Below are 11,110 nucleotides of genomic sequence, written 5' to 3'. Positions count from 1 at the left end.
TTTGTCTTATATCAGTCGAATATGCTGCTGCCATATATATCTCAATTATTTTCTTTTTTTTCCATCTTTAAAGTTTACCATCTTTGTACCGCTTTTGATCTCAAACTGCTGTAATGATTTAGTGCGATCTGCTTGCAGGATCGCTTCGCTATCGCACTACGATAGCCTCGTAGCGACTGTCTTGATTGTCAAGCGAGTCCTAGGAATCGCGTTTTGTGGAACTAGGAATGTAGGGGATACAAGGCGATTTTTCATATAATGGGGCGCAGATGCTATTCGTGAGATCGAAAGACGTATAGGTAGAAAACTTTCCAACGGAGAGATCCGCCGTTTACATGATGCTATTAGTGGTCAGGATTATGGCTATCACGATATAGTAGAAGAAGGCGTAGAAATGTTTGGAAATAAATAAACCATTATAAATTTGTGATATGAATATACAAGAAGTACAAGCAAAAGTTAATCAGTTATTAGGACAAAAAGCATGGGGTGTTTCTTTAGGATATGGCAGCTTTCCGACCATAGAATTTGGTCAACCATTACCATCCAATAATGAGCAGCAAAAAATTCATGGAGAATGGCATTTATGGCTATATAATTGTGCATGGCGAGTGGAAGAAGGAGATAAAATTTTTGCGGCTTCAGAAGATGAGAGAAATAACTTGGAAGTTGCCGTCCATCGCTTAGAAAATCTTACATTACAGTCTGTTGATCTGATACCTCCTGCCTGGGATGTGGTTTTTGCCTTTGAACATCAGGTTGTCCTAAAACTTTTTGCAATTTACTCCCAGAACTATAATCATTGGTTTCTCTATACACCAGATGGTAATGTACTGTCTTTTGGACCAGGAACTTGTTGTTCTTATGAAACTAGTGAAAACGTCTAATTTTGTCCAACCTGAATTATTAAAGAAGGTAAATCTGTGACCATTGGACTTGTCACAGTCAGTGATGAATCTCTAGGAGAATTGCACAAGACTGGACTAGCTCAAGAATACGAAGTTAACGGAACAAATTCTTCTATAAGTATTAATTGGACTGATACTGCCAAATCTCCTACCCCTATTTCAGACGTAGCTAATGATCGTGATGGTGGACGAATGGATGAGCGACGTGATAGATCATTAGTGGGTGATATACCTAACCGTAAGCAACGATGAAAATATTCAAGCAAGTAATCAGCCTGATTATACTTAGTTCCCTAATACTGTCTTGTAGTGATGTTTGGCAGAAAAAGGAGGCTAAGTTGGAAACATCCGAAATTGAAAGTTTAGCTCGTATTAAGTTACCTCCAAGTAGTCAAAATATCCAAGTTCATAATGAATCTGGTATTGACAAACTCATTCTTATTCGATTAGTTTTGAATAAAAAGGATCTAAATTCTTTTTTAAAAAATGCTGGATATGTAAAACCATTAAAACAGGGATTTCGTCCCTTTACTTCTGAAGAGTTTGAAAATATTGCTTGGTGGAATCCTGATGATGCAAAGGAAGTTATGGGAGGATTTTTGAATACTCAAAAATGGGCTAGTGAGATCATGGTTGATATTTCTAGTCCCAACCCTGTAATTTATTTTAAGACTCATGATTTATAAGTAGGAATCGCCTATCCTGTAGGGTGCGTTAATAAAATGTAACGCACCATGCTTATATTTATTCTCAGTACTACTATATTTGTATAAAAATAAAATCATTGTTTTTGATTATTAGCTCATTGAGAAAAAATGCGATAGCGAAGCACGACCTAGGAATCGCGTTGTGTAAAAGACTAAACTATCCAAAACCTATAATAGCTTCCCTGTACTTTGTTTAGCTTGCCTACTTATGGAAACAATACAAGTTTTTGACTAGATTTGACCATAAAGGACAATTAATACATTATAATTTTGTTCAATCCCCTGTGAAGCTGCGAGGTGTAGAAAATGAACACTCGACAACATATTCAAAAGAAACATCCATCTCAGTCTACTTATACCCCAGTCCAGAATCTATACCAGACTCGCGCCTTTGATATTCAGCAACAACCGTCCCATTCCTCTTCTGGACAGGAAAATGTGGATTTAGATGCTGACCATGAACAGTCTCAGTATAAGCTATATAATTTACCGTATATACCCGTAAACGCTCCTGGTACAGAACCACCACCACCGATACAAACTCAGTTAAATAGCGGTGAACCTACTAATTATTATCAGCAAGGATCAGCGGATGTTCCATGGTATAATAGACCTACTTACCCGAATATCCCCGTAAATGCCCCCGGTACAGAACCACCACCACCGATTCAAACGAAGTTAACTATCGGTCAACCTGGTGATAAATATGAGCAAGAAGCAGATCAGGTAGCATCTCAGGTAGTACAGCAGATTAATTCTCCTGTACCCGTGCAGTCGGCTCAAGGTCAAACAGTGCAACGAGAGGACGCTCCACCGGAAGAGGAAGAACAACTTCAAGCTAAGTCCATTTCCGATACCATTCAGCGTGAGGAAGTACCGGAAGAAGAACAACTTCAAGGTAAATCTCTGAAAGGGGAAATGGCCGCAACACCTAATCTAGAAACTAGTATTCAAGGGGCAAGGGGTAGCGGACAGCCATTAGATGAAAACATCCGACAACCCATGGAAAAAGCCTTTGGAGGAGTGGATTTCAGCCAAGTAAAAGTTCACAATGATGCAGTATCTGACCAATTAAATCAATCAATTCAGGCAAGGGCATTTACCACAGGGCAGGATTTGTTCTTTAGAGGTGGGGAATATAACCCTAGTAGTCGAGGAGGACAAGAATTGATTGCCCATGAGCTTACTCATGTTGTCCAGCAGGTGGGTGGATCTTCTCTACAGCGCCGTGCAGGCATCAGCGTTCAGAGAAAATGTGATGCTTGTGAAGCTGAAGAGGCAGAAGTAGTGAATAAAACCTCATCAATAAATTTCGCCAAATCAACTGATCAATTGCTTCAACGCCAACCAAGTCCTAGCGCGGCTTCAGGAATACATCCGCCCGGAGATTGCACACATGGAGAACATCGACAACTTCAAAATGAAGTAAATGAATGGTGTAAAAACAAGCCTCGAAGTTGTAAAAAATCCCAGACTATCGAAGAGTTAGAAGAGCGCATTGAAAATAACTCAAGGTGCATTGCTGCTCGCAACCGAATTAATAAGAAATGCTTCCGAGGGGGCGATGCTGGACATAAAGAAGCTCTTGAAATCGCCATCAATAGTATTAAGATTTGTCAGCGAGCTCGTGATCATGTAAAAGCACCGCAACCTCAAGCGCAAACATCTAAAGCACCTCAACCTCAACCGGAGATGTCTTCTGACTTCTTGAAAAAAATGTCGGCAATTACAGGACTGACAGGAGCGGCACTGATCACTTATCTGATCATTTCGGAAGGAAGTCGGCTCTTTCCACCCCGCAACTTGATTCCGGTGCCTTAATCGTAAAGAAACTGATTAACAAAAATCATGATTAGTTCATCAATTGTTTTAAAGAAACTCATGAGTAGTTTTCAGCTACTGACTTATCCCGGTGATTTGAACTTAGTATACGACAATACTGGCTACCACTTGGAATGTGTAGATATTCAGCAAGCCTTTGTGGGTAAACATTGGAGTGAATTGTCGCAAGAAACACTTATTAAAGAAAATTCTGCCCTTTCATTTTTGACACCAGTTGCATTCCGATTTTATCTCCCAGCATATTTATCAATTGTTATTCGGGAATTTGAAGAAACTGATATTTTACCAGATGTGACCGTTCAGTATTTAACGCTTCCAGTAGAGGCGGATGACTTAAATAAATTATGCTATATCCAACAAGAGTCTAACGAACTTCAGTCTGATCTAAGTCAATTCTTGATCAAAGAGCTATCCAATTCTAATCAAAAAGTTCACAGATTTATGGAACGAGTTTCTGGATTTAATCAGCAACAATGTCAGGCAATTCGATATTATTTGGAATATCTAAATTCCCATAAAAAAAATCATTTTTTTGCTGACGAACCAGAGGTCGCACTAGAACGCTATTGGTTCATTTTTCCTTTATAATTAAAATTTTGCACCTTTTCAATAGCCACCGAAACCATTAGTTTTTCATGGTACTAAACCCTAAAAAACTACCTTTTTTGGCTGGTTGCTACTAGTGCAAGATATCAGTTATAGCGTACATTCCGCAAATCTTGGTATTACAATCTAATTAATCCTTAAAACTGATGAAAATATTTTAGAGGGGGTGTGTCTCTTGGATAGTTATGGGGGGATTTTGGAATATTCAAAAATGGGCTAGTACAGGTTGGCGTAAGTAAACCCACCATTAAAGTTGCTGAAAAGTCTGTGATTTGAAACCCTTGAGAAAGGTAGGCGTATTTATGCCGAGAGGTACTAGTGAGATCATGGTTGATATTTCTAGTCCCAACCCTGTAATTTATTTTAAGGCTCATGATTTATAAGTAGGAATCGCCAATCCTGTAGGGTGCGTTAATAAAATGTAACGCACCATGTTTATATTTATTCTCAGTGCTACTATTTTTGTATAAAAATAAGATCATTGTTTTTAATTATTAGCTCATTGAGAAAAATTGCGATAGCAAAGCGCGACCTAGGAATCGCATTCTGTAAAAGACTAAACTATCCCAAACCTATAATAGCTTCCCTGTACTTTGTTTAGTTCGCCTACTTATGGAAACAATACAAGTTTTTGACCAGATTTGACCATAAAGGACAATTAATACATTATAATTTTATTCAATCCCCTGTGAAGCTGCGAGGTGTAGAAAATGAACAATCGACAACATATTCAAAAGAAACATCCATCTCAGTCTACTTATACCCCAGTCCAGAATCTATACCAGACTCGCGCCTTTGATATTCAGCTAGACCAGTCCCATTCCTCTTCTGGACAGGAAAATGTGGATTTAGATGCTGACCATGAACAGTCTCAGTATAATAGATATAATTTACCGTATATTCCAGTAAACGCTCCCGGTACAGAACCACCACCACCGATACAAACTCAGTTAAATAGCGGTGAACCTACTAATTATTATCAGCAAGGATCAGCGGATGTTGCATGGTATAATAGACCTACTTACCCGAATATACCCGTAAATGCTCCCGGTACAGAACCACCACCACCGATACAAACTCAGTTAAATAGCGGTGAACCTACTAATTATTATCAGCAAGGATCAGCGGACGTTGCATGGTATAATAGACCTACTTACCCGAATATACCCGTAAATGCTCCTGGTACAGAACCACCACCACCGATTCAAACTCAGTTAAATAGCGGTGAACCTACTAATTATTATCAGCAAGGATCAGCGGATGTTCCATGGTATAATAGACCCACTTACCCGAATATCCCCGTAAATGCTCCTGCTACAGAACCACCACCACCGATTCAAACGAAGTTAACTATCGGTCAACCTGGTGATAAATATGAGCAAGAAGCAGATCAGGTAGCATCTCAGGTAGTACAGCAGATTAATTCTCCTGTACCCGTGCAGTCGGCTCAAGGTCAAACAGTGCAACGAGAGGAAGTACCGGAAGAGGAAGAACAAGTTCAAGCTAAGTCTATTTCCAACACCATTCAACGTGAGGAAGTTGCGCCGTTTGAGGAAGAACCTATTCAAGCTAAGTCTATTTCCGATACCATTCAACGTGAGGAATTACCGGAAGAAGAAGAACAACTTCAAGCTAAGTCCATTTCCGATACCATTCAGCGTGAGGAATTACCAGAAGAAGAACAACTTCAAGGTAAATCTCTGAAAGGGGAAATAGCCGCAACACCTAATCTAGAAACTAGTATTCAAGGGGCAAGGGGTAGCGGACAGCCATTAGATGAAAACATCCGACAACCCATGGAAAAAGCCTTTGGAGGAGTGGATTTCAGCCAAGTAAAAGTTCACAATGATGCAGTATCTGACCAATTAAATCAATCAATTCAGGCAAGGGCATTTACCACAGGGCAGGATTTGTTCTTTAGAGGTGGGGAATATAACCCTAGTAGTCGAGGGGGACAGGAGTTAATTGCCCATGAGTTGACTCATGTTGTACAACAAGGAGGAGCTTCTCAAATTCAGCGACAATTAACTGATGATCTCACTCCTGGACAAATAGAGAAAATGGAAGAAAAAGGAGGAGCATTAATCCAACCTAAATTTCATTCGATATCTCAAACACAAACATCAACAATACAAAGAGCATATACTGCTAGGCGACCTTTAGCAGGCTTCATCAGAGGAATAGGTCGTATGAGCCGGGGTGGGGTGATCCCAAATAGAGGAATTTTTCATGAGCATATCTTCTTTCAAGATGGTGGGAATCCTGCTAATATTGGATTTATGGATCGTAACGGTCTTGGACAAGATAATGCTGGAAATTATACAATAGGTCACGGAAGAAATAATTTAGATGACCCCATCATGCGACAAGCTGTTAATGATTTGGGTAATCCTGGGCAATACAGCTTACTCAGAAATAACTGTCAAATGTATGTAAGCAATGTGTACGCACGATACCTAGAATTAGGAGGACGGGCGGGAACATAAATCAGTCTATAGAACCCATTTGGGATCTTCATCTAGGATTTGCTGAATAAGAGTAGAAAGAAGAACAGATAAAGGTTTCAGAGTTTTTGATGCTTAAAAAGTGCCAATTTTTTGCCGATGGTGTCTCAAAATAGTTCCATGTGTCCTAGTTAGATGGGTGAATTTTGGGATATTCATATCACTGAAACTGTTCACTGTTCCCTCTCTTAACCAATAACTTTTTCAGCAAACCCTATATAGGGTTTCAAAAGCTTGTATATTACAAAATAGGCATAAAAGTTGAGTAATAAGATAAATATGGATAGTTTTACTGCTGAAAATATAGAAAATTGGATGAGTTTCTATTATCAAAATCCTCAACCAAATTTGATTCCAGTTTTTATTAAAAGCTTGAGTCAAAAGGGTTTTTTAAAAGAAGAAACTTCTCAAATCTCAATCATGTTTTTTTTAAGTTTTATCTTTCGTGATAATTCTAATAAAATAGCAGATTGGTTATCTCAAGTTTTGCAAAATTTAACTATTGTAGAGAAAGAAGTGATCATTGAAGCTATTTTTTTATCTAATACTTCAGAAGCTCAAGAATATCTCAATAATTTATATCAAAACAGCGAACCAGCTATTCAAGATATGATTAATTTTTTTAAAGATCAAGTTCCACCAAATCTAGAAGAAATACCTATTGACAATTCCAGTATTTTGGATATTTTATGGTCTGCTTTTATGGCAACAGGATCAGAAAAATATGTTATTAGAATCATATCTGCTTTGTCTAGTAAGAAAAGTCAAGACGATCCTGTAAAAAAAATGATTACAAGTATGGCGAAATGGTCATTAGAATCTAATATCAAAAATCATCAAAAAGTTAAATTAATTTGTATCAATCAATTAAAAATTCAACCACAAGATGTTTCATCAATTCTCAAAGAAATTATCCCATAAAATTGATTATTAGCTCGTCAACGAAAATTGCGATAGCGAAGCGCGACCTAGGAATCGCCCAATTCAGGCGCGGGCTTTCACCACGGGAGAGGATGTGTTCTTTAGACAGGGGGAATATAATCCTGGGAGTCGAGGGGGACAGGAGTTAATTGCCCATGAGTTGACCCATGTTGTACAGCAGAATGAAGGGGTGGTGCAGCGAAGTCAGAATCAACAAAAATTGACATCATTGGTACAGGAAAATGTAATTTCTCCGCGTATTCAATGTTGGGTTCTACCCCCAGATTGGTTAGATTACACTGGACTCACTATTGATGTAGCAGAACGCATTTATATTGAATTAGGATACAAAGAAGGAGAAGAAAAAGACTTTAAACGTTTTGTCAATAATCTTTTTACTGCTATAGATTTAATATTTGCAACTGCACCTGGGGCTGGTGGTGGTGGACTTGCACTGAGAGCTTCTCATTCAGGTGCAGTAGTTGTCTGGGCTGCTACTCATGATTCACTGAAGTTAAAAATAGCAGCGAAAGTTGCGAAAAGAATGGGATGGTCTGTAACCAAAGCGTTACAGATGGCCAACATCTATTTTAGTACAAGCAACAAAGAAGAGGGAGAACGGCGTGATCTTGAATCTCATGAAAATGAAGGAGGTCACACGGAAGAAAAACACGTTGGTAAATCAGAAAATTGGCTGCGTAAGCGACTTCAGAATGAACCTGACATAAATATGGCATCTTCTTTCCGTAATGAGAGCATTACCAATCGTACCCAGGGAAAATTTGTTAAGCAGTTTCGTGAAGAGATAGAAGTATGGCTAAACAGTAAGCAAGGAAAACCGTTTGTAAAAGATTTTAATATGGATGAATTAGTTGGTATTGTGGTTGAGCGGGGTAGGAACGGGGCTTTCCGGGCAGTGGAAACGAAGAGAGTGCGGGTAGTTATAGTGCCAGACAGTTCAGCTCAGGGCTGGCATATCTTAACATCATTTCCCATTATTAAATAGCTGGATTAAACATAGCACCAAAGGAGAGTAAGTAGATGGATTGGGACGAAAATAAATACGAAAAGCTTTATCCAGAACTCAAACAATTTTTCGGTGGCTACTTCCACCAAGATTGGGCTTATATCTATAACTGGCAGGGAGAGCCACCATCATTTCAGGTTGTTGTGCGTGACTTTAAGACCAATAATTCTCAAGCAATTGTTGCCCAGGTAACTCAAGAATTGGAACAATTCATCGCAGATCATCTGACATTAGAAGATGATTGGGATTTGGGTGAAATAGTAACTCATAAACTTTTGTCTTGTATTTACGCTCCTGGACTGGGGCTAACTTATCGACAATGGTTAAGAGAGATTCTGACTATTCTCAAAGAGTGACTTAATTCTGTCAATCTATAAGTCTTATAGCAGTATGCACTTAAATAGGATACATTATCAGCCCCCTCATCGCTTGTGGGGAGGGGGTTCTTGTATTTCACTCAACCGATAACTGCTATATCTTAATGTTCCAGCCAATTTTACCTGATATTTCCAACCCACATTCCAGAAAAGCCTGATGAAGAGTGTAGGAATTAAACAATCGTGATAATTTACAAAAAGGCTAACACAATTCTATTCCCTATTACGTTATTAGTAATCATGGCTGTTGCAGTGCCTAGTTTGAATGGATGTACATTTTCACAAAATCTGGACACTAGGATGAAAAGCAGTACCGATACTCCTCCGACAAACTCGGTTATTTATTATGGAAGTTGGACATCCTACCAAATTCCTTTTGTGCCTGTAGAACCTATTTCTCAAGAAGAGGCACAAAAACGTCAGTCATATTATGTGGGATACTACAACAGTAGTAAACAACTTGAACGATTTGAAAAATACCTTGATGGCAAATTGGAGTGGCAAGATAAATATATCTATTGGGATAACCGAAAATTAAAAACCAGAAATATGATTAAAACTGATGGTTCAGAAATAAATCAAAACTTTGATAGCAATGGAAATATCATGAAATAGTGCGATCGCTCTTGTAGGGTGCGTTACACTTCGTTAACGCACCAAATTGATGAAATGTTTCAGTGTGTTATGTGATTATTAACATACCTAGCCAAGAGTGATAAGGCATTGCTGTGAACGAAACCCAACAAACCCAACCCATCAAGCAACCCATTCACCCCACTTCTAACCCAAATGCCCCAGCGCCGGACATATTCCTCAACGCGGTGATCATTCATTCAACGCCAGGAAGCGCTGTTTGAGGAAGAACAACTTCAAGGTAAATCTCTGAAAGGGGAAATAGCCGCAACACCTAATCTAGAAACTAGTATTCAAGGGGCAAGGGGTAGCGGACAGCCATTAGATGAAAACATCCGACAACCGATGGAAAAAGCCTTTGGAGGTGTAGATTTTAGCCAAGTAAAAGTTCACAATGATGCAGTATCTGACCAATTGAATCAATCAATTCAGGCAAGAGCATTTACCACAGGGCAAGATGTGTTCTTTAGAGGTGGGGAATATGATCCTGGGAGTCGAGGGGGACAGGAGTTAATTGCCCATGAATTGACTCATGTTGTACAGCAGAATGAAGGGGTGGTGCAGCGATCGCTATCAAAGAAGCCTTCACCTCCCCCCACACCACAGAACAACAAAGGATTGATCACGGACAAACTCCAGGTGCGGGAGCAAGTAACAATCCAGCACATACAGGATTCTCAATGAATCCAATGAAAAATGTACCAGGGCGAGTTGAAGAACCAGATACAGCGCATGATCCTAATGTGACAAAGGAGTATGATCTGACACTAACTCAGGTTGGTTCTTTGATATCATACGTGAACTCAAAACGTAGTGCAAACTACAACCTCTATACATTCAATTGCACAACTTTTGCTGTGGAGTCTATCCGTAGTGCAGGTCAGGTTGCACCTAGTGGATCGTCGTGGGGAATTTGTCTACCGAATGCTCTCTATAAAGACCTTTATCAAATGAAAAAGAGGGGCGACAAATCTGTAACGGTAGCACCGCTGAAATCAGGTGAACGCCATGAGTAAGTAATCCCTATGAACAAAACAAGTATTTATACGTTTCTAGCTGCAATTTTGATAGGGTGTTCTCAGTCTCCAGAGCAAGTCGAAGTACACCCATTACGGAAAACTTACCAATCATCAAAAAGGATTATAGTGATGCCAACGGAGGATATCCCTAATGTGAGGTTTGAAGTAACGGGAACAGTTACACAGTTTAATATTGCAGATCGCAGTAAAACAGTCAAGGTGAAAAATAACTATACGTACATAACTGTCAAAGTTGAAAAAACCGAACCAGCTAACGTAGCATTAAACCTTCCAGTCAAAGAGCTAAAATTTTCAAGTCAAACGAATGAAACTCGTGATCGAGAAATATCCATTGGCGATCAAGTTAAAGTGACAGTGGTGGGTAATAACTATACAGATCCAACATGGTTTCGATTATCCGATTTGAAAAAGATTAATCGGTAGCAATCTAGCCAATGATCACGGTTACCGAAGAATGTGGGATTCCTGATCTTGTAAGGTGCGTTAATAAAATGTAACGCACCACATTGAAGGGATGTTTCGGTGTGTGACGCGACCTCTAACAC

13 protein-coding genes and 1 pseudogene are annotated in these 11,110 nt (G+C 39.2%); all 14 read left to right on the top strand.

Annotation, left to right across the window (positions count from 1 at the left end):
• Positions 1-431 precede the first annotated feature (431 nt).
• The gene (locus H6G44_RS14215) at positions 432-887 is read left to right on the top strand and encodes a hypothetical protein (protein ID WP_190484362.1); all 456 of its coding nucleotides are present in this window, start codon (positions 432-434) and stop codon (positions 885-887) included.
• A 36-nt stretch (positions 888-923) separates the two neighbouring features.
• Positions 924-1,160 (top strand): hypothetical protein, encoded by a 237-nt coding sequence (locus tag H6G44_RS14210; RefSeq protein WP_190484359.1) that lies wholly within the window; start codon positions 924-926, stop codon positions 1,158-1,160.
• An 86-nt stretch (positions 1,161-1,246) separates the two neighbouring features.
• Positions 1,247-1,594 (top strand): hypothetical protein, encoded by a 348-nt coding sequence (locus tag H6G44_RS14205; RefSeq protein WP_190484356.1) that lies wholly within the window; start codon positions 1,247-1,249, stop codon positions 1,592-1,594.
• A 327-nt stretch (positions 1,595-1,921) separates the two neighbouring features.
• Positions 1,922-3,436: an eCIS core domain-containing protein gene (locus H6G44_RS14200; protein WP_190484353.1), complete on the top strand. Its 1,515-nt coding sequence runs from the start codon at positions 1,922-1,924 to the stop codon at positions 3,434-3,436.
• 27 nt (positions 3,437-3,463) lie between these two features.
• On the top strand, positions 3,464-4,045 hold the full coding sequence (locus H6G44_RS14195) for a DUF6714 family protein (protein ID WP_190484350.1): 582 nt from the start codon (positions 3,464-3,466) through the stop codon (positions 4,043-4,045).
• A gap of 728 nt (positions 4,046-4,773) precedes the next feature.
• Complete coding sequence (locus H6G44_RS14190) at positions 4,774-6,549, top strand: eCIS core domain-containing protein (protein ID WP_190595371.1); 1,776 nt, start codon at positions 4,774-4,776, stop codon at positions 6,547-6,549.
• A 297-nt stretch (positions 6,550-6,846) separates the two neighbouring features.
• Positions 6,847-7,488: a hypothetical protein gene (locus H6G44_RS14185; RefSeq protein ID WP_190387261.1), complete on the top strand. Its 642-nt coding sequence runs from the start codon at positions 6,847-6,849 to the stop codon at positions 7,486-7,488.
• 43 nt (positions 7,489-7,531) lie between these two features.
• Positions 7,532-7,666, top strand: a pseudogene (locus tag H6G44_RS20540) (eCIS core domain-containing protein); the annotation flags it as partial.
• Between the two features lie 366 nt (positions 7,667-8,032).
• Positions 8,033-8,494: an RNase A-like domain-containing protein gene (locus H6G44_RS20370; protein ID WP_311138819.1), complete on the top strand. Its 462-nt coding sequence runs from the start codon at positions 8,033-8,035 to the stop codon at positions 8,492-8,494.
• 35 nt (positions 8,495-8,529) lie between these two features.
• Positions 8,530-8,871 (top strand): contact-dependent growth inhibition system immunity protein, encoded by a 342-nt coding sequence (locus H6G44_RS14175; RefSeq protein ID WP_190387262.1) that lies wholly within the window; start codon positions 8,530-8,532, stop codon positions 8,869-8,871.
• 261 nt (positions 8,872-9,132) lie between these two features.
• On the top strand, positions 9,133-9,507 hold the full coding sequence (locus tag H6G44_RS14170) for a DUF6156 family protein (RefSeq protein WP_190387263.1): 375 nt from the start codon (positions 9,133-9,135) through the stop codon (positions 9,505-9,507).
• A gap of 216 nt (positions 9,508-9,723) precedes the next feature.
• The gene (locus tag H6G44_RS14165) at positions 9,724-10,209 is read left to right on the top strand and encodes an eCIS core domain-containing protein (protein WP_190387300.1); all 486 of its coding nucleotides are present in this window, start codon (positions 9,724-9,726) and stop codon (positions 10,207-10,209) included.
• The gene (locus H6G44_RS14160; protein ID WP_190387264.1) at positions 10,206-10,541 is read left to right on the top strand and encodes a hypothetical protein; all 336 of its coding nucleotides are present in this window, start codon (positions 10,206-10,208) and stop codon (positions 10,539-10,541) included. Before H6G44_RS14165 ends, H6G44_RS14160 begins: the two co-directional genes overlap by 4 nt.
• A 9-nt stretch (positions 10,542-10,550) precedes the next feature.
• The gene (locus H6G44_RS14155; RefSeq protein ID WP_190387265.1) at positions 10,551-10,988 is read left to right on the top strand and encodes a hypothetical protein; all 438 of its coding nucleotides are present in this window, start codon (positions 10,551-10,553) and stop codon (positions 10,986-10,988) included.
• Positions 10,989-11,110: the final 122 nt, after the last annotated feature.

Source organism: Aphanizomenon flos-aquae FACHB-1287 (genome assembly GCF_014698755.1).
In the GTDB taxonomy this organism is placed as follows: Bacteria; Cyanobacteriota; Cyanobacteriia; order Cyanobacteriales; family Nostocaceae; genus Dolichospermum; species Dolichospermum flosaquae.
This window is presented reverse-complemented; position numbering and strand designations above follow the sequence as displayed.

What these genes read in the sequence shown, in the direction of transcription:
- H6G44_RS14215 (WP_190484362.1), top strand. Translation starts at nt 432, where the DNA reads ATGAATATACAAGAAGTACAAGCAAAAGTTAATCAGTTATTAGGACAA.
- H6G44_RS14170 (WP_190387263.1), top strand. Translation starts at nt 9,133, where the DNA reads ATGGCTGTTGCAGTGCCTAGTTTGAATGGATGTACATTTTCACAAAAT.
- H6G44_RS14175 (WP_190387262.1), top strand. Translation starts at nt 8,530, where the DNA reads ATGGATTGGGACGAAAATAAATACGAAAAGCTTTATCCAGAACTCAAA.
- H6G44_RS14160 (WP_190387264.1), top strand. Translation starts at nt 10,206, where the DNA reads ATGAATCCAATGAAAAATGTACCAGGGCGAGTTGAAGAACCAGATACA.
- H6G44_RS14195 (WP_190484350.1), top strand. Translation starts at nt 3,464, where the DNA reads ATGATTAGTTCATCAATTGTTTTAAAGAAACTCATGAGTAGTTTTCAG.
- H6G44_RS14190 (WP_190595371.1), top strand. Translation starts at nt 4,774, where the DNA reads ATGAACAATCGACAACATATTCAAAAGAAACATCCATCTCAGTCTACT.
- H6G44_RS14185 (WP_190387261.1), top strand. Translation starts at nt 6,847, where the DNA reads ATGGATAGTTTTACTGCTGAAAATATAGAAAATTGGATGAGTTTCTAT.
- H6G44_RS20370 (WP_311138819.1), top strand. Translation starts at nt 8,033, where the DNA reads ATGGGATGGTCTGTAACCAAAGCGTTACAGATGGCCAACATCTATTTT.
- H6G44_RS14155 (WP_190387265.1), top strand. Translation starts at nt 10,551, where the DNA reads ATGAACAAAACAAGTATTTATACGTTTCTAGCTGCAATTTTGATAGGG.
- H6G44_RS14200 (WP_190484353.1), top strand. Translation starts at nt 1,922, where the DNA reads ATGAACACTCGACAACATATTCAAAAGAAACATCCATCTCAGTCTACT.